We start from the raw sequence: 19,323 nt of genomic DNA, 5'->3' as shown, positions 1-19,323 counted from the left end.
GCCCTCGGCCCTCTCCCCTCTCCCCATTCCCCTCTCCCAGCCGTGCCATACTCCCGGGCGTCGACGCACCGCCAGGAGCCCTGCCATGCAAGCCATCCGCACTCTCGCCGCTCTCTTCACCGCCGCCCTGCTCGCCGTCGGCTGTTCCGGCGCCGGGGAGGACGTGCGGGTGCGGCTGTGCAAGGACATCGTCACCGTCCAAGGCGGCACGGCGCCGCTGTTTCAGAGCGCGGAGGCGCGCACGCGCGGGCGCGAATACGCCGAGGTGCGCGTCGCCTATACCGCGGGCGGCGAGGCGGGCTCGGCCTCCTGCTTCTACCGCTACAACGCGGTGGAGGACACGGCGGACCAGATCGCGAACCCGCTCACGGCCTACTCCACCTCACCGTACCGCGTCATCATCGGCTCGCGCACGCTGCCGCAGGGCGAGCTGGCAACGGCCATTGGCCGGGCGATGCAAAAGCAGGGCCGGGAATTCGTCGAGCAGGCGGGGGAAGCGGCGCGCAAGGCCTTGTCCCAATGATCGCGCGGCTCGCGGCGGCGGCGCTCGTGCTGGGCATGGGCGCCGCGCCGTGCGCTGCGGCCGACCCGGAGCAGTTGCCCCCCAACCTGGCCGGCCCGGCAGCGGGCCCGGAGCCGAACAGCATGGAACAGCCGGCGACGCCCGCCTGCGTGCCCATCGTCATCGCCCACCGCGGGGCGAGCGCCTACCGGCCGGAGCACACGCTCGCGGCCTATGCGCTGGCCATCGAGCAGGGGGCCGATTTCATCGAGCCGGACCTGGTGCCGACCCGCGACGGCGTGCTCGTCGCCCGGCACGAGAACGCGCTGTCCGGCACCACGGACGTCGCCGCGCGACCGGACTTCGCGCACAAGCGCACCACCAAGACCATCGACGGCGAGCCCAGCACGGACTGGTTCAGCGAGGACTTCACGCTCGCGGAGCTCAAGACCCTGCATGCGCGCGAGCGCATCCCGGACATCCGCCCCGGCAATACGAGCTTCGACGGCCGCTTCAAGGTGCCGACGCTCGCGGAGATCATCGATCTGGTGCGCCGGGCGGAGCTGGAGACGGGCCGGCGCGTGGGGATCTACCCGGAGATCAAGCATCCGACCTATTTCCTGCACACCGGCCGCTTCCTCGACGGCACGCCGATCCGGATGGACTTGGGCGCGCTGCTGGTGGCGGCGCTGCGCGAGGCGGACTTCACCGACCCCGCGCGCATCTACATCCAGTCCTTCGAGCCCGCGTCGCTGGTGGCACTGAGGCGCGATCTGCTGCCGGCGGCGGGGCTCGCATTGCCGCTGGTGCAGCTCATCGGCGATGTGACCGGGCGCTTCATCAACCCGGGCGGCGGCGGCTTCTCGCGGCCCTATGACCTCGTGCACCACGCCGCCGCCGACGCCGACCTCGCAGCCATCTACGGCGCCGAGCTCGCCGGCGTCATCGCGCAGGGCGGTGGCTGGCAGGCCGGCTACGGCGCGCTCGCGAGCCCGGCCGGCGCCCGCGCCATCGCCGGCTATGCGGATGCCATCGGCCCGTGGAAGCTGCTGATCTTTCCGCAGGCGCCCGTGTCGGAGCCGGTGGACGCGGACGGCGACGGCCGCGCCGAGATGACCATGCGCCAGACCGGCGCGGCGACGCCGCTCATCGCCATGGCCCACGCGGCGGGCCTGGCGGTGCATCCCTACACGCTGCGCCCGGAGGAGTCCTTCCGCGCGCTCACCGCCGACGGCGTGCCGCAGAGCTTCGGCGAGGAGTTGGACCAGTTGCTCGGTGCCGGCGTGGACGGGCTCTTTAGCGACGACCCGGCGGCGGCGCGGGCGGCGGTGCGGCGTTTTTTGCAGCGCGCGGGCGCGCCGAGCACGGCACCTTGCCGAGCGGCCGAACCGGTGCGAGAGTAACGCCCATGGCCATGTCCAAGATCGAGCTCTACGAGGCGCTGACCGCGGCACCCGACGAAAAGACCCGCGCCCGACTCATCGCGGAGGCCTTCGAACGCCTGGAAGAACGCTACCCGCACTTGCCGGACTTGGCCACGCAGGGCCACCTGCGGGAGACGGAGCTGCGGTTGCAGCAGGAGATCGAGCAACTTCGCGCCGAGCTGAAGGCCGACATCGAAAAGCTCCGCGCCGACCTGACGCTGGACATCGAGCGCCTGCGCGGCGAGGTCCGCACCGAGCTCGCCCACTCCCGCGTCGAGCTGCTGAGGTGGCTGGTGCCGTTGATGCTCGCGCAGGTCGCCGCCATCGCCGCGCTCGTCAAGCTGCTCTAGCGCCGAGCCCGCACCCGGCGGAACCGCCCGGTGCACGCGCAGTCTCACGCCGCAGGCGCTGTTCACCCGCGCTCACGCGGACCGGACCTGGCGCGGTTGCGCGCCGGAATGCAACCCGGGGCGCTCGATCCCGTATACTGCGCCCCGAAGCAAACACCTGTTTGAAGCCGTCCGGCACAACCCCGCCGACGCCCGACCCACCTAACGGATCATGCCGGTCCGCCCTCTCCTACCCGGCCCGGGACCCCCTATGTTTCTCCGCTTGCTGTTGGTCTTTCTGATTCTGGCCGCGCTGGTCGGTGCCCTCGCGTATATGAAATTCGAGCAGGTCACGGCGCAGATCGCGCAGTTTTCGCAGCCGATGCCGCCGTCGACGGTCTCGGAGGTGCGTGTCGGCAGCGCGCGCTGGCAGCCGCAGCTCGACGCCATCGGCAACGTGCGCGCGGTGCAGGGCGTCATGGTCAACAACGAGGTCGCGGGCCAGGTCAACGCCATCAACTTCGAGTCCGGCGACCGCGTGAGCAAAGGCCAGGCGCTGGTGCAGCTCGACACCACCGTGGACGAGGCGGATCTCGCTGGGCTGCAGGCGTCCTTGCAGCTCGCCGAGATCAAGCTGGAGCGCAACACCAAGCTACTGCGCGACCGCGCCGTCTCCCAAGGGGATTTCGACGAGACCAGCGCCGAGGTCTCCCGCTCCCGTGCCGCCGTCGCCGCCAAGCGCGCCCTGATCGAGAAGAAGACCATCCGCGCGCCCTTCGACGGCGTGCTCGGCATCCGCCAGGTGGACCTCGGCCAATACCTGTCAGAGGGCTCGTCCATCGTCGCGCTGGAGGCGCTCGACCCCGTGTTCGTGGACTACCGGCTGCCGGAGCGCAACCTGGCCAAGCTCGCGGTCGGCCAGCCGGTGCAGGTGCGCGTCGCGGCCTATCCCGAGCGGGTGTTCACGGGTCGCGTGCAGGCCATCAGCCCGGCCGTGGACCAGGGCACGCGCAACGTGCAGTTGCGCGCGGAGCTGCCGAACCGCGACGATCTGTTGCGGCCCGGCATGTTCGCGAAGGTCGCGACCCTGATGCCGCAGCGCGATGCGGTGCTGACGCTGCCGCGGCGCGCGGTGTCGTTCAACACCTATGGGGACTCGGTGTTCGTCATCGAGGAGCAGCCGGCGGGCGCCGGCGAGGCTGCCGCCGCGGACACCGGGCAAGGCACCAAGCTCGTCGTGAACCGCCGGCAGATCACCACCGGCGACGTGCGCGGCGACTTGGTGGAGGTGCGCGCCGGCCTCGCCGAGGGCGATCGCGTCGTGCTCGCGGGACACCAGAAGCTCAGGAACGGCGTCGAGGTGCAGATCGTGCCCGATGACGGCCCCGCCGCGGACGGCGCGCCGGCCGCTGCCGAGGCGCCCGAGCTCGCGCCGCAGACGTCCCGGGACAACCGGCAGGCCGCAGGCCGCGACGAGTCATGAGCTTCACCGACCTCTTCATCCGCCGCCCGGTGCTGGCGAGCGTCGTGAGCCTCTTGATCTTCATCCTCGGGCTGCGCGCCGTCGTCGACCTGGAGGTGCGCCAGTACCCGGAGACGCAGAACACGGTGGTGACCATCGCCACCGCGTATCCCGGTGCGGGCAGCGACCTGGTGCAGGGCTTCATCACGACGCCGTTGCAGCAGGCGGTGGCGGAGGCCGACGGCATCGATTACCTCACCTCCACCAGCACCCAAGGCATGTCCACCATCGAGGCGACGCTGCGCCTCAACTACGACCCGAACGCGGCCATCGCCGAGATCCAAGCGAAGGTCGCAAGCCGCCTCAACGTGCTGCCGGAGGCGGCGCAGAACCCGGTCATCACGTCCACCACGGGCGACGCGACGGCGCTGATGTACCTCGCCTTCTACAGCGAGGACTTGGGCCTGCCGCAGATCACGGACTATCTGCTGCGCGTGGTGCAGCCGCAGTTGCAGGCGCTGGAGGGCGTCGCCAAGGCCGAGATCTTCGGCAACCAGACCTACGCCATGCGCGTGTGGCTGGACCCGCAGCGCATGGCGGCGCTCGGCGTCACCGGCGCGGCGGTCGCCGGCGTGCTGGCGGAGAACAACTACCTGGCCGGCATCGGCAACCTGCGCGGCAACATGGTGCAGGTGGACCTCGCCACCAACACCGATGTCAGCGACGTGGAGGACTTCCGCGACCTGGTGATCCGCTCCGATGCGAGCGCGCTGGTGCGCCTGCGCGACATCGCGGACGTGGAGCTGGGCTCCCAGGACTACGACTCGGCGACGCTGTACAAGGGCATCCCGGCCATCTTCATCGGCATCGAGCCGACGCCGGGCGCCAACCCGCTCGACGTCGCCGCCCGCGTGCATGAGGCCCTGCCGGAGCTTAAGGCGCAGTTTCCGGAGGGGCTGGAAGCGGACATCCCCTACGACGCGAGCGAGTTCATCGAGGAGTCGATCCAGGAGGTCTTCAAGACCCTCGCGGAGGCAGTGCTGATCGTGCTGTTCGTGATCTTCCTGTCGCTGGGCTCCTTGCGCGCGGCGATCGTGCCGTCGGTGACCGTGCCGCTCGCCATCGTCGGCGCGGCCTTCCTGATGCTGTTGATGGGCTTCTCCATCAACCTGCTGACGCTGCTGGCGCTGGTGCTGGCCATCGGGCTGGTGGTCGATGACGCCATCGTGGTGGTGGAGAACGTGCACCGGCACATCGAGATGGGCAAGCCGCGCATGCAGGCGGCCATCGACGCGGCGCGGGAGCTGGCGCTGCCGATCATCGCGATGACCACGACGCTGGTGGCGGTGTATGCGCCGATTGGCTTCATGGGCGGGCTGGTGGGCTCGCTGTTCGTGGAGTTCGCGTTCACGCTGGCGGCGGCGGTGCTGATCTCCGGTGTGGTCGCGCTGACGCTCTCGCCGATGATCTCGGCGCGCGTGCTGCGCCCGGCCGGGCAGCAGGGGCGCTTCGAGCAGCGGGTCGAGCACTTCTTCGAGGGTCTCGCGCGCGTCTATGGGCGGCTCTTGCGCGGGTGGATCAGGTATCCGAGCAGCACTGTGCTGGTGGCCGTGGTGGTCGTCGCGAGCATCGGGGCCATGTACAGCTTCGCGCAGAAGGAGCTGGCGCCCACCGAAGACCAGAGCATCCTGTTCTTCATGGCCACGGCGCCGGAGACGGCCACCGTGGACTACAACAAGCACTACGTGACGCAGATGCAGCAGGCCTTCGAGCAAGTGCCGGAGTATCAGGAGAGCTTCATCCTCGCCGGCTTCATGGGCGACACGGCGACGACCTTCGGCGGCTTCAAGATGCCGCAGCCCTCCGAGCGCGAGCGCGCGCAGATGGAGGTGATGCCGGAGCTGCAAGGGCTGCTCGGCGGCATCGCCGGCTTCGATGCGGTGGCCTTTCCGCGCCCGAGCCTGCCGTCGCCCGGCAACGGCATCCCGGTGGAATTCGTGATGCTGTCCGATGCGCCGGTGGAGGAGCTGGCCGAGTACGCGGACGCGATCGTCGGCCGCGCGATGGAAAGCGGCAAGTTCATGTTCCTGCAAAAGGACATCAAGCTCGCGCGCCCGCGCACGGTCATCGAGGTGGACCGGGACCTGGCGGGCGATCTGGGCATCAGCATGCGCCAGCTCGGCCAGTCGCTCGCCGCGATGCTGAATCAGGACTACGTCAATTGGTTCAGCCTGGGCGGGCGCAGCTATCAGGTGATTCCGCAGGTGACCAATGCGGCGCGCAATGACCTGGACGCGATCCAGGACTACCAGATCGCCACGGCCTCCGGCGAGCTGGTGCCGCTCGCGACGCTGGTCAGCGTGCGCCACGAGGTGGTGCCGTCCAAGCGGGTGCAGTTCCAGCAGTTGAACGCCGTAACCCTGTCCGGCGTCATGCTGACCTCCCTCGGCGAGGCACTGGAATACCTGGAGACGACCGCGCGCGAGGTGGCGCCGCGCAACGTGCGCTTCGACTACAAGGGCGAGTCGCGCCAGTTCCGCCAGGAAGGCGCGGCCTTGGAGGTGACCTTCTTCCTGTCCATCCTGGTCATCTATCTGGTGCTCGCGGCGCAGTTCGAGAGCTGGCGCGACCCCTTCGTGATTCTGATGTCGGTGCCGCTCAGCATCGCCGGGGCCATGGCGTTCTTGTTCCTCGGCTTTGCGACGGTGAACATCTACACCCAGGTCGGGCTCATCACCCTCATCGGGCTCATTGCGAAGAACGGCATCCTCATCGTCGAGTTCGCGAATCAACTGCGCGAGCGCGAGGGGCTCGACAAGCGCGACGCCGTGGTCAAGGCGTCCATGATTCGGCTGCGCCCGATCCTGATGACGACGGTGTCCATGCTGGTGGCCATGATCCCGCTGCTCACCGCCAGCGGCCCGGGCGCCGTCAGCCGCTTCGACATCGGGCTCGTCATCACCACGGGGCTCGGCATCGGCACCCTGTTCACGCTGTTCATCGTGCCCGGTATGTACGTGCTGGTGGCGTCCAAGCAGACGCAGCAGCAGACCGAGGCCGCGGCGGCGGCGCGGGCCTGAGCGGGGGCGCGGGCGGTCCGCCTCGGGCCAGGTCCACCCACTGCCGGCCAACAAGGCTGATGACACCGATCGACGGACTGATGCGGTGGATGCTCGGTTCAGGCCCGCAGTCCACGAGACACGGATCTGAGCGCGCCGACTCGCCCGCCCCCCGGCGAGCGCGTGTCGGTCCGCGGGACTGGAAATCGGACCGACCAGCCCGGGTATCGCCAACGATTCAACCCCGCGCTATGCTCCCCCGCCATGGATAGCATCGCCTCGCCCCACGACACCTTCTTCCGCGAGAGCTTCACCCGCCAAGAGGTCGCCCGCGACTTCCTGCGCTGCCAGCTCCCGGCGGCGTTGCTTGCGCAGTTGGACCTGACGACGCTGACGATCAGCAAGGACACCTACGTCGCAAGCGACCTGCGCACGGCCTACTCGGACCTGGTCTACCGGGTCGGCTATGGCGGCGAGGCCTTGCACGTCTACCTCCTGTTCGAGCATAAAAGCTGGGCTGAGCACTGGACGGCGCTCCAGCTCCTGCGCTACATCGCCGCCGAAGGCGAGCAGTACCGCAAACAGCATCCCAAGGCCCGGCACCTGCCGCCGGTCTTCCCGCTGGTGATTTACCACGGCGACCGGCCCTGGCAGGCGCCCGCGGCATTCCAAGACCTGGTCAAGCCGTTGCCGGACATCCTGGCGCCCTTCGTGCCGAGCTTCGGCTACCGGCTGGTGGATTTGTCCGGCCCCACGGATGCCGAGATCAAAGGCCGGGTGCTGACGCGGCTGGTGCAGCTTGCCATGCGCTGGGTCTTCGACGCCCAACCCGTCGAGCGGCTGCGCGAGCTGCTGGCGCTCATCGAGCAGATCGAAGACCGCGACACCGCGGTCCAAGTCCTGGAATCCCTGCTGCGCTACTTTGTCCAAGGTACGCAGCGCGTCGACGAGCCCACTGTCCGGACCTTGCTGCAACAGACCTCGCTGCAACAGACCTCTACCGGAGAGCCGATCATGCAGACCTTCATCGACCGCTACATCGAGCAGGGCATCAACCAGGGCATCAGTCAGGGTCTCGATCAAGGCCAACGCCTCGGCGAGGCAACCGCGCTGCTGCGGCAGATCGAGCGCAAGTTCGGCCCGCCCAACGACAGCGTGCGCGAGCGCGTGCTCGCCGCCGACAGTGACACCCTGTTGGAGTGGCTTGATCGCATCCTCGTCGCCGAGTCCCTGGACGCGGTGCTGCACTGACGGCGGCGAGGCACTTGGGTCTCTCGACGGATGTCCGAGACTTTCGCAATGATCGGTGGAAGCAGCACGCTCCGTTCGAGAACCTGTTGCTGACATCCACGCAGGACTGAGCATCTCTCGCTAGAACACGCGGCCTTGCCCGCATTGTCCCCGCAATTCACCGTTCTTGCAGTGGCGAAAACCATGCAGGCCAGATGCAAAATACAAGACCTGGCCCTTTGCCTCGCACTTGGCCTCGCACGACCCGCCCGAGCAGCCACAGCCGTCCCTTAAACAAGCACTACCAGGAGCCGCATCATGCCCTCCATCAACGTCTCTCTGCCCGACGACCTCTGCGACTTTGTCAACGAGCAGGTCGCTGCGTCCAGCTACACCAGCAGCAGCGAATACCTGCGCCAACTCATCCGCGAGCACCGCGAGGTGGTGCGCTTCCGCAACCTCATCGACGAGGGCGCCGGCTCGCCCATCGAGGGCACGTTTGACAAGGCCTATTTCGATGACCTGCGGGCACGGGCGAGATCAAGGGATACACGGGGGTGACACGCAAACCCGTCATCCGCCGGCAACGAGCCCGCAGAGACCTGGAGGATGCCGCCGACTACTACTATGGGAAAGGCGGTGGGGCACTGGAGCTGAGGTTCATTGATGCTGTTGAGGATACCTTTGGCCTAATCGCCCACATGCCCGGCATCGGCTCACCACGCTACGCCGAAGCGCTCCAGCGCAGCGGTCTGCGCTGTTTTCGAGTCAAGCGCTTCCCCTATCTCGTCTTCTATATCGAGCATCCGGACCGGATCGACATGCTGCGCATCCTCCATCAACGCCGGGATATCCCCAAGATCTTCCAAGACGACAGCGACGAGGATGCTTGAGTTTTCCGACCCCGTGAAGGTGGGCGCCGATAGTGCTGCTGCATCTTAATTCACTCGCGGTTCTCTTAAGCGGAAGCCTGACCGGGCGCCTCTGCAACTCGATCACCGCCTAGGTAGTTCAGTTTCCGCCGAACCCGGCTGCAGTCGCCCATGCAGAACAACAGCTTGCAAGTCGAAGCTGAGACAAGACTTGAAGCACCGAGCGCAACCCGACAGAATCCTTGCATCTCCAAGTGCAGCGCCCCGCCCGGCGTAGCACGTTGTCGATTCGAGGTGCACGGCGTATGAACGACGGTCAACATCTACACCCAGGTCGGGCTCATCACCCTCATCGGGCTCATTGCCAAGAACGGCATCCTCATCGTCGAGTTTTCGAACCAACTGCGCGAGCGCGAGGGGCTGGATAAGCGCGACGCCGTGGTCAAGGCGTCCATGATTCGGCTGCGCCCCATCCTGATGACGACGGTGTCCATGCTGGTGGCCATGATCCCGCTGCTCACCGCGAGCGGCCCGGGCGCCGTCAGCCGCTTCGACATCGGGCTCGTCATCACCACGGGGCTCGGCATCGGCACGCTGTTCACACTGTTCATCGTGCCCGGTATGTACGTGCTGGTGGCGTCCAAGCAGACGCAGCAGCAGACCGAGGCCGCGGCGGCAGCGCGGGCCTGAGCGGGAGCGCCGGCAGCGAAGGTTGACGCTGGTGACACCGCTCCCGCGGTGTCGCCAGGAAGCCCGGCTTCGCGCCCCACCGCCCCGGCTCCCCCTGCCCCCGAGCAAGGCTCCCTCGTATACTGAGCGCAGTCACGCCGAGACGCCATGCAGCCGGGCATGGCAACAACCAGAGGAGCGCGCGATGAGAAAGGCCGCCTTCACCTACTGGATTGCCTCCGATGGCAAGTATCTCGGGTACTTGAACGAGTTTCCCGACCATTGGACGCAAGGGGACGACCTGAACGACCTCAAAGCGCATCTTGCCGATCTGTTTGAGCTGTTCACGGCCGAGGACATCCCGGGCATCAAGCGCGTCGCGGAAATCGAAGTCGCGTGAAAAGGCTGAAGCTGCTGACGATCCTGGAGCAGCAGGGCTGTGTCCTGCTCCGACACGGCAAGAGGCACGACATCTACCACAATCCGCAAAGCGGCGCCTCGGAGCCCGTGCCCCGGCACGCTGACATCAACGAGCAGCTCGCCAAGCGGATCATCAAGGCGTTGACAACCGCATAGGACTCCGGAGCGTCGCTTTGAGCCGAGCGAGCAAAGCCCGAAATCATGCCCCGCCGTTCCGGCCAAGTCCTCACCGACATGCAAGGACACCGATGAGCCACGACCAGAACTTCAAGAACCTGATCATCGACTACCCGCAGCAAGCGGTGCAGTTCTTCGCCGCCGACGAGGCCGCGCACGTGGACCAGGGCGTTCGCATCATCCCGATCCGCGAGGAGCAGCTTAAAGAACGGCTCGGCGATCGCTTCCGTGAGCTGGACACGCCGCTGCTGGTCGAGTGGCCGGACGGCCGCCGCGAAGCCTTGCTGCTGGTGCTGGAGGAGGAGACGGACACCTCCAAGTTCTCGATCCATCGGCTGGCCCACTACTGCCTGGACCTCGCCGAGCTGTTCAAGACGGATCGGGTGGTGCCCGTGGCGATCTTCCTGCGCCAAGGCCAGCGCCCGGAGGAGCTGATCCTCGGCGGCGACCGCCATCGCTACCTCGCGTTCCGCTACCTCGCCTGCGCCCTGGCCGACCTGCCGTGGCAAGACTGGCGCGACAGCGACAACATCGTCGCCCGCCTCAACCTCCCCAACATGCGCTACGATCATCCCAACGAGCGCGTCGCCGTCTACGCCTTGGCGCTGCGCGGGCTGGTGCAGTTGGAGCCCGACCCCGAGAAGCGGCTGAAATATGCGGACTTCGTCGATATCTACGCTGATCTGACCGACGCCGAGCGCGAGCAGTACGAACGCGAGTATCCCGAGGAGACCAAGACCATGCAGTCGTTTTCCACCCGCATGCGAGAAGAGGGCAAGCAGATCGGCATCCAGATCGGCGAAGCAGCGATGTTGCTGCTTCTACTGGAGGACAAGTTCGGCCCGGTTCCCGAGCAAGTCCGCGCACAGGTCGAAGCAGCCAACCCGGAATCCCTGCTGCGGTGGTCCCGGCGGGTGCTCAGGGCCGAGAGCATCGAAGACGTGTTCCGGCAACCGCCACCAGCCGCTTAGCATGCCAGTACCGATCGCGACCCTGCACATCGCCCAAGAAGGACTCGGGCAGCCGCGGCAGCCCGTCCCGCTCCGCCTCGCCGGCCTCGTCACCGGCCTGACCTGCGCGACGTCCGCTACCTGCTCGCCGAGATCCAAGCAGGCGGCCAGCCCTACCTCAGCGCCTACGAGTACCGGCCCGATGATGCGCCCCGCCTAGTCCCGCCCGACCACTACCGGAGCAGCGTGCCGAACCCGCCCCGCGAGCTGCCCACCGCAGCGTTCCTGCAAGCCATCCCCCCGACCACTTGCACGAGCGAGAGCGCAACGCCGCAACGGATTGCTTGTTGGCCATGCGACCCGTCTTCGACAAGGCGCAGAGCGCCCGGAGAGGCGCGACACCGCTGGAGCGGTGTCGCGAGGGAAAACACTGTAGGGCGGATGCCCGATAGGGCGATCCGCCAGCCCCCGCCCAGCGAAGCGTCGCCAAATCGAAGCATGCGTCGGAATGCGCGGTCAGCGTCGAGCTCGTCCGCCGTTGGCGGAACCGCTATCGCGTTCCGCCCTACGCGGGCTGTCCCAGAATTCGAACTCGCGTTCGCGTCCCCAGAATTCGCGCGCGCGTTGGCCCCGGCGTTTCAGGATTGCTATTTCTCCATTGCGAAGTCACGCAGCCAGGGCTCCAGGTGTGCCATATCGAAACTTCCAGCCTCGAACATCTGAATCATCTCGCCATGCACTCGTGTCGAAGGCCTGCACAAGCGCCAACCGTTGATACGCAGAAACACATCGGCAGCGGCAAAAGCCACGCGCTTGTTGCCATCCACAAACGGGTGGTTAACGGCGAGACTCTCCATCAATGCCGCGGCCTCCGCGACGATGTCGCCGTAGTAACCAGTTTGCGGCCTGAAGACCGCGGCCTCCAAGCCCCCGGGGTCACGCAAACCTGGTGCGCCCCCGTACCGCTCGATCAGTACCACGTGCATACCCAGGACATCGGCAACAGTCAGGTAGTCACGCGCGGCCACCTTACTTCGCCAACGCGCGATAGAGGTCGTCAAACTCTCGCACGCTTTCGGCCAGTGCGCCGAAAACATGCCGGCGTGGGCACTCCGTCCGCCGCTCGACATAGTCGCGCAAGGCCTCGTCGACGACAGCTTCCAGGTCGCGCCCATCGCGCCGGGCGATTTCTCGCAATGCCGCCAATGTCTCCACACTGGCGACGGAGGAGAGCGTTTCGCCCAGCATAGTTGTCATGGATCCGGCCTCTTCAAGTTGGGGTGCCGGGTGAGCATAGACGCCGCGCAACGTCGATGCCAGGGCTCAAGGTGAAGCAGTCAAGGGCTTTCCGACGATCTCCGCAACGCTTAGGGCCGCCGGGTCAGCCTCGGCAACCGGGAAGATCCGTTCAACGCCTTCGCGCCGCGGAGACCGGAAAAATGGGAAAAATGGGGACAGACCACGTTTTCGACGAATAGACAAGTTGGCAGAGTCAAAAAAGTGGTCTGTCCCCTATTCTGCGAGGCCTCGTCGACGACAGCTTCCAGGTCGCGCCCATCGCGCCGGGCGATTTCTCGCAATGCCGCCAATGTCTCCACACTGGCGACGGAGGAGAGCGTTTCGCCCAGCATAGTCGTCATGGATCCGGCCTCTTCAAGTTGGGGTGCCGGGTGAGCATAGACGCCGCGCAACGTCGATGCCAGGGCTCAAGGTGAAGGGAAAAATGGGGACAAGGGAAAAATGGGGACAGGGAAAAATGGGGACACAGGGAAAAATGGGGACAGACCACGTTTTCGACGAATAGACAAGTTGGCAGAGTCAAAAAAGTGGTCTGTCCCCTATTCTGCGCAGCATAGTCGTCATGGATCCGGCCTCTTCAAGTTGGGGTGCCGGGTGAGCATAGACGCCGCGCAACGTCGATGCCAGGGCTCAAGGTGAAGCAGTCAAGGGCTTTCCGACGATCTCCGCAACGCTTAGGGCCGCCGGGTCAGCCTCGGAGGGAAAAATGGGGACAGACCACGTTTTCGCAAGGTGAAGGGAAAAATGGGGACAAGGGAAAAATGGGGACAGACCACGTTTTCGACGAATAGACAAGCTGGCAGAGTCAAAAAAGTGGTCTGTCCCCTATTCTGCTAAAAGCCCTCGCGCGCTACGCGGGGAAAAATGGGGACAGACCACGTTTTCGACGAATAGACAAGTTGGCAGAGTCAAAAAAGTGGTCTGTCCCCTATTCTGCGAGTCCCCTATTCTGCGAAAAAGTGGTCTGTCCCCTATTCTGCGCTTGCCATCACCACCGCTCACCCAGCCCGCCTGACACACCGCCAACCCTCGGCGAGGCCATGCACATGGTGGCAAAGCTCGGCGGTTTCCTTGGGCGCAAGTGCGACGGCCAACCCGGCGCCACCGCGCTTTGGCGCGGCCTCGCGCGACTGTCCGATATCACCGATACGTTTGCGATCTTTCATCCGTCGATTCCGGCCGGACCGTGAGGGTTGTCTCCAGAGTGGGCAATAGACAGCCCGTTGGGAGAGGGCCGGGGTGAGGGAAACGGCGATGGCGAGCAGCGCCTTTCATCCTGCGGGGTGGCGCTGGTCGCCATGGCCGTTAGCCAGTCCGACGCCCGGTTCGAAACTTGACTCATCTGCAAGCATTCGGCGCCGTCAAGCTTTCTAGGGTAGGCCAGCGGTCAGGGCACCGCGTGCAGCCGGTTCATGGCGAGCTGAAACCGGCCCTCCACCAGGTCGGGCAAGGCCCGCTCGGCGTCGTCGAGCACGGCCAAAATGCTCTCCGCGTCCGGCCGCGATGGACGGCCCAAGACGTAGCCGATCACGCGCGACTTCTCCCCCGGGTGGCCGATGCCGATGCGCAGGCGCCAAAAATCCGAGCTGCCGAGTGCGGCAATGCTGTCGCGCATGCCGTTGTGGCCCGCGTGGCCACCACCGAACTTGAGCTTGATGCGCCCGGGCGGGAGGTCCAGCTCGTCGTAGGCAATGAGAATCTCTGCCGGTGGAATATCGAAATAGCGTGCGACAGCGGCGACGGACCGCCCGCTGTGGTTCATGAACGTAGCGGGCTTGAGCAACCGGACGTCGGCGTCGGCCAACGACGCGCGTGCCACCGCGCCATGAAACTTCCCTTCGGCGTGGAACTCGGCGTGCCGCTCGGTCGCGACGCGATCCGCAAACCAGAAGCCCGCGTTGTGCCGCGTGAGCGCATAGTCCGGGCCCGGGTTGCCGAGCCCGACGATCAGCCGGATGCCGGGATGGGACATGGTGAAAACGCATCGACCTAGTCGCCCGGACCAGCGCCCGGGCGCGGTTACGTCGGCTCAAAGCCGCGCGGCGCAGGCAAAGGCAACTCCGCGCCACGGAACGGCCAAGGCCACATCAGCTTGCGGACTCTTCGCCGCCCTCTTCGCCTTCCTCATCGCCCGCGGCACCACCGCCATAGCCCGACTGGATCATGACCACGGGCGTCTCGGGCTCCACCGCGTGGGTCAGCTCTACGCCGGACGGCAGCACAAGCTCCGATACGTGCACGATGTCGCCGATATCCAGCTTCGCCATGTCGACGGCGACAAAGGTCGGCAGATCCTTCGGCAGGCAGGTGATTTCCACTTCCGTCAGGTTATGGGTCACAACGCCGCCCTTCTTCACACCAACCGCCGTGGCCTCGTTCTCAAAGTGCAGCGGCACCGTCAAACGGAGCTTCTCCTCCATGCTGACGCGCTGAAAATCCACGTGCAGGATGAAGGGCTTGGCCGGATGGCGCTGTAGATCCTTCAGCACGACCTTGGTGCTCTCATCACCAAGCCTCAGGTCCAGCAAGCTCGAATAGAAGGCCTCGTCAGCGAGCTTGCGCAGCATCTCGTTGTGCGAGACGGCGATCATCTGCGGGTCCTTGTGCCCGCCGTAGACGATGCCCGGCACCAGCCCCGTTCGACGCAGGCGGCGGCTCGCACCCTTCCCCCCGTCGGTTCGGTCTTGGGCCATGACCTCAATGGTTTCACTCATCGTTTACTCCAACAGCAATAAGCGCCGCCGCCCGCGACCAAGCCGGCGGCGCCGTAGAAACCCGCTGCCCCAGGCAGCGGGAGAGAATGATGTGGACCCGGACACTAGCGTGCCACATCCATCCAGCCGGCGATCCCGGCAAGGCTCCGATCGAGCTAATCGACGAATAGCGAGCTCACCGATTCCTCGTCCGAGACCCGGCGCATCGTCTCCGCCAGCAGCTCGCCGATGCTGAGCTGGCGGATCTTCGGGCACGCGAGCGCGTCGGGGCCGAGCGGGATGGTGTTGGTCACCACCAGCTCATCGAGCTGCGACGAGGCGATGTTGTCCACAGCAGGCCCTGACAATACGGGGTGCGTGCAGTAGGCCGCAACCATGGCCGCGCCCTGCCCCTTCAGCGCCGCCGCGGCCTGGCACAGGGTACCGGCGGTATCCACCAGGTCATCGATGAGCACGCAGCAACGCTCGCGCACATCACCGATGATGTTCATCACCTTGGCCTCGTTCGGCTTCGGACGGCGCTTATCGATGATGGCGAGATCCGCATCGTCGAGGCGCTTGGCCAACGCCCTGGCCCGCACCACGCCGCCGACGTCGGGCGACACCACCATCAACCCGGGATACTTCTGCTTCCAGACATCGCCGAGCAGGATCGGCGACGCGTAGACGTTGTCGACCGGGATGTCGAAGAAGCCCTGGATCTGATCCGCATGCAGGTCCATGGTCAGCACCCGGTCCGCGCCGGCCTTGCCGATCATCTTCGCCACCAGGCGTGCCGTGATGGGCACCCGGGCTGAGCGGGGCCGGCGGTCCTGCCGTGCGTAGCCGAAGTACGGGATGACGGCCGTGATGCGCTTGGCAGACGCCCAGCGCAACGCATCGATCATCACCAAGAGCTCCATCAGGTTATCGTTCGTCGGCGCGCAGGTCGGCTGCACGACAAAGACATCCCGGCCGCGAACGTTCTCCTGGATCTCGGTCATCACCTCGCCGTCGCTGAACTGACCGACGACGGCTTTACCGAGGGGCAGGCTCAGGTGGGATGAGATTTCGGCGGCCAGCTCCGGGTTCGCGTTCCCGGTGAAGACCATCATTTGGCTGTCGGGCACGATGTAAGCTCCGCGGACACGCTGGGCGGGACCGCCGCACCGCTGTCGTCGGCGCCATGCGGCCGCCGCACTGGCCGATGCGCGTCGGCGTGGCGCCCGGAAAGCGGGCGGATGTTGGCTGGGGCGCCAGGATTCGAACCTGGGAATGCTGGGATCAAAACCCAGTGCCTTACCGCTTGGCGACGCCCCAAGTTGTGTTGCGTGAAGCGTCGGAAAGAGCCTGGTCCCGCAGCCGTAGCTGCGACATCAATCCCGGCTTCAACCGAACAGCGGCGATCGGTTGCAACCCCGGGCGACGAAGCCTGTGCAGCCCGCCGGCAGCCGCGCCGCGGCCTGCCGGGCCGCCGGCTCGGACCCGAAGGTACCGAAGACGCAGGCGCCGGTGCCGGTCAAGCGCGGAGCGCCACCGATACTGTCGAGCCAATCGAAGCAAGCCGCCACGTTGGGATACCGCCGATACACCACGGCCAGGCAATCATTCCGATGGTCGCCCGCAACGAAGTCGCGCATTGTGATGGCAACGGAATCCCGTGTCAATTCAGGGTCGTTGAAGACAGCCGCTGTCGACACCTCCACCGGCGGCCTCAGCACCAGATACCAGGGCTCCTGCAGCGACACCGGCGTGATGTCCTCGCCGACCCCTTCCGCCCAGCAGGCCTGTCCGCGGATGAACACCGGCACGTCGGCACCGAGCGACAGCCCGATGTGGGCAAGCGTATCGACATCGAGGCCCAAGCCCCAGAGCCGATTCAGCGCATGCAGCGTCGTCGCGGCATCGGAGCTGCCGCCGCCCAGTCCGCCGCCCATCGGCAGCACCTTCTGCATCCGGATCTCGACGCCGGCATCACAGCCGGTGGCCCGGCGCAGCGCATCGGCGGCACGCACCACCAAGTCCTGCTCCGGCGGCACGCCGGGCGGACCCGCGACCCGGACGATGCGGCCGTCGGCACGCGGCTCCAGATAGAGCCTATCCACGCGGTCGATGAACTGAAAGACCGTCTGCAGCCGATGGTAGCCGTCGTCGCGGCGCCCCAGGATGCGCAGCATCAGGTTCAGCTTCGCCGGGGCGAGCCAGGCGCCGTCGGCGGCGGGTCGCGGCATCAGCATGGCTGCGGCAAAGTCATCGGTACGGATGTCCAAGTGGGCAGAGTGAGCCGCAAGCAACGCATCAGTTCGGCGTCTGACTATAACGATGCTTGCCGAGGGTGCGCAGCAGGTACTCGTGCTCAGGGTCCTCCTTGAGCGCCCGGTCCCAGATGGCCCGTGCCTCGTCCCGGCGATCCAGCGCCCAGAGCACCTCGCCCAGGTGGGCCGCAATCTCCGGGTCAAAGACCGCATCCAGCGCCGCGCGCAGGTAGGGTTCCGCCGCCGCCGGGTCGCCCATGCGATACAGCACCCAGCCCATGCTGTCCTTGATGGCGGGCTCGTCGGGCCGCAGGGCCAGCGCCTGCTCGATCAGCGCCTTCGCCTCATCGAACCGATTGGTGCGGTCGGCCAGGGTGTAGCCCAGAGCGTTGAGTGCGTCGGCGTGCTCCGGGTCCAGCGCCAGGATGTGGCGCAGATCCGACTCCAGCAGATCAACGCGATCCAGCGCCACCGCCACCATGGCCCGCGCATAGCGCAGGTCCGGGTTGTCGGGGTCCCCCTGCACGGCCTGGTCGTAGACTGACATGGCCTGCTGCAGCGCGTCGTTGTCGCGCAACATCTCGCCTTCGATCATGTACAGCGTTGCCGTCTCGTCCGGCATCTGATCGCGCAGTTGCTGGAGCATGTCGCGCGCGCGGCTCACATCGCCGCCGGCGGCGTGCAGGCGCGCGATGCGCACCGCGGCATCGGTGGCGTTGGGGCCGCTCACCTTGGCATACCAGCCCAGGGCCGCGTCGGCGTTGCCGGCACCCTCCTCCACCTGGCCGAACAGGAAGGCCACGTCGTCGGCGCGCTGGCCGAGCTCCTTGAGCTTGGTCAGGTAGCCACGCGCCTGATCCAGCGCCTCGATCTCCAGTGCCAGCACCGCGGCCGTGAAGAGCACGTCGGGCTGCTTCGGCTGCTGCGCCAGGATCTGCTCGAACAGCGTGAGCGCCGGCGGATACTCCGATGCGTCAATGTAGAGCTGGGCGCGCAGCAACTGGAGCTGCTGCTCCTCCGGGTTCTCGGCGAGATAGCCGTCGAGCATCGCCCCGGCATCCTCCGGCTTGCCGTCTGACACCAGAAGCTGAACGATGAACAATCGCGGCTCGATCCAGTCCGGCTTGAGCGCGATGGCCCGCTCCGCCGCCTGCCGGGCGAGCGCATTGTCGTCCGCGGCGGCGGCCAGATTCGCGAGCGCGAACTGACCACCGGCGTCGTCCGGCGCATCGCCGATCAGCGCCTGCATCAGCGCCAGGCGCTCCGCCGGTGCTTCGATACGGGCGAGCAGTTGGGCGGCCTGCATGTACGGCTGCTCGTCCGCCGGCGTGAGTCCGATCAGCTCGCGCAGTGCGGCTAGGATCGCGTCGCGATCACCGGCCTCGATCTGCACATAGGCCCCGATCTGCCGCGCCTTGCGCGATTCCGGCGCCAGCTCCTGCCACAGGTCCACCGCGCGTTGGCCCGCTTGTGCGTCGCCCGATGCCAGGGCGGCCCGGGCAGCGAGCGCCGCCAGCTCGGGGTCCTGCGCGAGCCGCGCCGCGTGCAGATAGTGGGTGAAGGCCATGTGCTGATCGGAGCGCTGCGCGGCGATCTCGCCGACCAGCACGGCGTAGATGAGATCCGCGGAGAGGACCGGCACGGTGGCGACGTCGGTCAGCTCCGGCGCGTCCGCCGCGGCCGGGGCTGGCTGCGCCGCGTCCTGCTCGACGGGCATCGCCCGCGGACCTTCGGGCTCCGCCGCAGCGGCAGGCAGCAGACCGAGCGCCAGGAACAGCGGAGCAATTGGGGCAATAAGCTTCATGGGTGTGTGGCTTTCCCGGGTGTTGACCACGATCAGCGGTGACCGCTTTTGATGGCAGTATACTAAGGCAGTTCCTGCGCCATTGAGATTGAGCATCGGCGATTCAGCATCCCGACCCTGCGGTGGTGCAGGGTCACGTGCACGCCGCTAAGCAGGCCGAGCCCCGCACGGCACCGTG

General features: G+C 66.7%; 20 protein-coding genes, 1 tRNA gene and 1 pseudogene. 13 read left to right on the top strand and 9 right to left on the bottom strand.

The window, feature by feature from the left end; all coding sequences use genetic code 11:
- The first annotated feature begins 85 nt into the window (after positions 1 to 85).
- The 12 genes and pseudogenes from ML01_RS04415 to ML01_RS04360 all read left to right on the top strand — a co-directional run bounded on the left by ML01_RS04415 (position 86) and on the right by ML01_RS04360 (position 11,115).
- Positions 86 to 523: a hypothetical protein gene (locus ML01_RS04415; RefSeq protein ID WP_058554192.1), complete on the top strand. Its 438-nt coding sequence runs from the start codon at positions 86 to 88 to the stop codon at positions 521 to 523.
- Positions 520 to 1,905 (top strand): glycerophosphodiester phosphodiesterase family protein, encoded by a 1,386-nt coding sequence (locus ML01_RS04410; protein WP_058554191.1) that lies wholly within the window; start codon positions 520 to 522, stop codon positions 1,903 to 1,905. The genes ML01_RS04415 and ML01_RS04410 overlap by 4 nt, the downstream gene beginning before the upstream one ends.
- 5 nt (positions 1,906 to 1,910) lie before the next feature.
- Complete coding sequence (locus ML01_RS04405; protein WP_058554190.1) at positions 1,911 to 2,276, top strand: DUF1640 domain-containing protein; 366 nt, start codon at positions 1,911 to 1,913, stop codon at positions 2,274 to 2,276.
- Positions 2,277 to 2,526: 250 nt separating this feature from the next.
- Positions 2,527 to 3,738: an efflux RND transporter periplasmic adaptor subunit gene (locus ML01_RS04400; protein WP_058554189.1), complete on the top strand. Its 1,212-nt coding sequence runs from the start codon at positions 2,527 to 2,529 to the stop codon at positions 3,736 to 3,738.
- Complete coding sequence (locus tag ML01_RS04395; protein WP_058554188.1) at positions 3,735 to 6,797, top strand: efflux RND transporter permease subunit; 3,063 nt, start codon at positions 3,735 to 3,737, stop codon at positions 6,795 to 6,797. Before ML01_RS04400 ends, ML01_RS04395 begins: the two co-directional genes overlap by 4 nt.
- A gap of 243 nt (positions 6,798 to 7,040) precedes the next feature.
- Entirely contained in the window at positions 7,041 to 8,027 is a 987-nt protein-coding gene (locus tag ML01_RS04390; RefSeq protein WP_058554187.1) for an Rpn family recombination-promoting nuclease/putative transposase, read from the top strand.
- A 297-nt stretch (positions 8,028 to 8,324) separates the two neighbouring features.
- Positions 8,325 to 8,567 (top strand): CopG family transcriptional regulator, encoded by a 243-nt coding sequence (locus tag ML01_RS04385; protein WP_058554186.1) that lies wholly within the window; start codon positions 8,325 to 8,327, stop codon positions 8,565 to 8,567.
- Positions 8,564 to 8,899 carry a type II toxin-antitoxin system RelE/ParE family toxin gene (locus ML01_RS04380; protein WP_058554185.1) on the top strand — a complete coding sequence of 112 codons (336 nt, stop codon included), beginning with the start codon at positions 8,564 to 8,566 and terminating at the stop codon, positions 8,897 to 8,899. Before ML01_RS04385 ends, ML01_RS04380 begins: the two co-directional genes overlap by 4 nt.
- Before the next feature lie 291 nt (positions 8,900 to 9,190).
- Positions 9,191 to 9,568: pseudogene (locus tag ML01_RS26860) on the top strand (efflux RND transporter permease subunit); the annotation flags it as partial.
- Positions 9,569 to 9,752: 184 nt separating this feature from the next.
- Complete coding sequence (locus ML01_RS04370; RefSeq protein WP_058554183.1) at positions 9,753 to 9,947, top strand: hypothetical protein; 195 nt, start codon at positions 9,753 to 9,755, stop codon at positions 9,945 to 9,947.
- On the top strand, positions 9,944 to 10,123 hold the full coding sequence (locus tag ML01_RS04365) for a type II toxin-antitoxin system HicA family toxin (protein WP_058554182.1): 180 nt from the start codon (positions 9,944 to 9,946) through the stop codon (positions 10,121 to 10,123). The genes ML01_RS04370 and ML01_RS04365 overlap by 4 nt, the downstream gene beginning before the upstream one ends.
- Positions 10,124 to 10,215: 92 nt before the next feature.
- Positions 10,216 to 11,115 (top strand): hypothetical protein, encoded by a 900-nt coding sequence (locus ML01_RS04360; protein ID WP_058554181.1) that lies wholly within the window; start codon positions 10,216 to 10,218, stop codon positions 11,113 to 11,115.
- Between the two features lie 626 nt (positions 11,116 to 11,741).
- Here ML01_RS04360 and ML01_RS04355 read toward each other — a convergent pair.
- The 3 genes from ML01_RS04355 to ML01_RS28365 all read right to left on the bottom strand — a co-directional run bounded on the left by ML01_RS04355 (position 11,742) and on the right by ML01_RS28365 (position 12,734).
- A complete protein-coding gene (locus ML01_RS04355) occupies positions 11,742 to 12,122 on the bottom strand; it encodes a type II toxin-antitoxin system death-on-curing family toxin (protein ID WP_254045136.1) in 381 nt (126 codons plus the stop codon).
- A gap of 1 nt (position 12,123) precedes the next feature.
- A complete protein-coding gene (locus ML01_RS04350; protein WP_058554180.1) occupies positions 12,124 to 12,351 on the bottom strand; it encodes a hypothetical protein in 228 nt (75 codons plus the stop codon).
- Between the two features lie 110 nt (positions 12,352 to 12,461).
- Positions 12,462 to 12,734: a hypothetical protein gene (locus ML01_RS28365; RefSeq protein WP_156427552.1), complete on the bottom strand. Its 273-nt coding sequence runs from the start codon at positions 12,732 to 12,734 to the stop codon at positions 12,462 to 12,464.
- Positions 12,735 to 13,352: 618 nt separating this feature from the next.
- Here ML01_RS28365 and ML01_RS30985 point away from each other — a divergent pair.
- Positions 13,353 to 13,583 carry an IS4 family transposase gene (locus tag ML01_RS30985; RefSeq protein ID WP_256363617.1) on the top strand — a complete coding sequence of 77 codons (231 nt, stop codon included), beginning with the start codon at positions 13,353 to 13,355 and terminating at the stop codon, positions 13,581 to 13,583.
- Positions 13,584 to 13,780: 197 nt separating this feature from the next.
- On the opposite strand, the gene pth is transcribed toward ML01_RS30985, so the two are convergent.
- The 6 genes from pth to ML01_RS04315 form a co-directional block, all read right to left on the bottom strand.
- Positions 13,781 to 14,365 carry an aminoacyl-tRNA hydrolase gene (gene pth / locus ML01_RS04340; RefSeq protein ID WP_058554179.1) on the bottom strand — a complete coding sequence of 195 codons (585 nt, stop codon included), beginning with the start codon at positions 14,363 to 14,365 and terminating at the stop codon, positions 13,781 to 13,783.
- Positions 14,366 to 14,480: 115 nt separating this feature from the next.
- Positions 14,481 to 15,107: a 50S ribosomal protein L25/general stress protein Ctc gene (locus ML01_RS04335; RefSeq protein WP_058554178.1), complete on the bottom strand. Its 627-nt coding sequence runs from the start codon at positions 15,105 to 15,107 to the stop codon at positions 14,481 to 14,483.
- A gap of 155 nt (positions 15,108 to 15,262) precedes the next feature.
- A complete protein-coding gene (locus tag ML01_RS04330) occupies positions 15,263 to 16,216 on the bottom strand; it encodes a ribose-phosphate diphosphokinase (RefSeq protein WP_058554177.1) in 954 nt (317 codons plus the stop codon).
- Between the two features lie 115 nt (positions 16,217 to 16,331).
- Positions 16,332 to 16,406: transfer RNA gene (locus ML01_RS04325), tRNA-Gln, on the bottom strand.
- A 68-nt stretch (positions 16,407 to 16,474) separates the two neighbouring features.
- Positions 16,475 to 17,317, bottom strand: coding sequence for a 4-(cytidine 5'-diphospho)-2-C-methyl-D-erythritol kinase (ispE, locus tag ML01_RS04320; RefSeq protein ID WP_058554315.1), 843 nt, complete (start codon positions 17,315 to 17,317; stop codon positions 16,475 to 16,477).
- Positions 17,318 to 17,384: 67 nt separating this feature from the next.
- Complete coding sequence (locus ML01_RS04315; protein ID WP_058554176.1) at positions 17,385 to 19,145, bottom strand: tetratricopeptide repeat protein; 1,761 nt, start codon at positions 19,143 to 19,145, stop codon at positions 17,385 to 17,387.
- Positions 19,146 to 19,323 lie beyond the last annotated feature (178 nt).

The organism is Thiohalocapsa sp. ML1, assembly GCF_001469165.1.
GTDB lineage: Bacteria > Pseudomonadota > Gammaproteobacteria > Chromatiales > Chromatiaceae > Thiohalocapsa.
This window is presented reverse-complemented; position numbering and strand designations above follow the sequence as displayed.

Coding starts and splice junctions, on each gene's coding strand:
- ML01_RS04315 (WP_058554176.1), bottom strand. CDS start 19,145: ATGAAGCTTATTGCCCCAATTGCTCCGCTGTTCCTGGCGCTCGGTCTG.
- ML01_RS04385 (WP_058554186.1), top strand. CDS start 8,325: ATGCCCTCCATCAACGTCTCTCTGCCCGACGACCTCTGCGACTTTGTC.
- ML01_RS04350 (WP_058554180.1), bottom strand. CDS start 12,351: ATGACAACTATGCTGGGCGAAACGCTCTCCTCCGTCGCCAGTGTGGAG.
- ML01_RS04390 (WP_058554187.1), top strand. CDS start 7,041: ATGGATAGCATCGCCTCGCCCCACGACACCTTCTTCCGCGAGAGCTTC.
- ML01_RS28365 (WP_156427552.1), bottom strand. CDS start 12,734: ATGACGACTATGCTGGGCGAAACGCTCTCCTCCGTCGCCAGTGTGGAG.
- ML01_RS04405 (WP_058554190.1), top strand. CDS start 1,911: ATGGCCATGTCCAAGATCGAGCTCTACGAGGCGCTGACCGCGGCACCC.
- ML01_RS04335 (WP_058554178.1), bottom strand. CDS start 15,107: ATGAGTGAAACCATTGAGGTCATGGCCCAAGACCGAACCGACGGGGGG.
- ispE (WP_058554315.1), bottom strand. CDS start 17,317: ATGCCGCGACCCGCCGCCGACGGCGCCTGGCTCGCCCCGGCGAAGCTG.
- ML01_RS04415 (WP_058554192.1), top strand. CDS start 86: ATGCAAGCCATCCGCACTCTCGCCGCTCTCTTCACCGCCGCCCTGCTC.
- pth (WP_058554179.1), bottom strand. CDS start 14,365: ATGTCCCATCCCGGCATCCGGCTGATCGTCGGGCTCGGCAACCCGGGC.
- ML01_RS04395 (WP_058554188.1), top strand. CDS start 3,735: ATGAGCTTCACCGACCTCTTCATCCGCCGCCCGGTGCTGGCGAGCGTC.
- ML01_RS04360 (WP_058554181.1), top strand. CDS start 10,216: ATGAGCCACGACCAGAACTTCAAGAACCTGATCATCGACTACCCGCAG.
- ML01_RS04410 (WP_058554191.1), top strand. CDS start 520: ATGATCGCGCGGCTCGCGGCGGCGGCGCTCGTGCTGGGCATGGGCGCC.
- ML01_RS04400 (WP_058554189.1), top strand. CDS start 2,527: ATGTTTCTCCGCTTGCTGTTGGTCTTTCTGATTCTGGCCGCGCTGGTC.
- ML01_RS04370 (WP_058554183.1), top strand. CDS start 9,753: ATGAGAAAGGCCGCCTTCACCTACTGGATTGCCTCCGATGGCAAGTAT.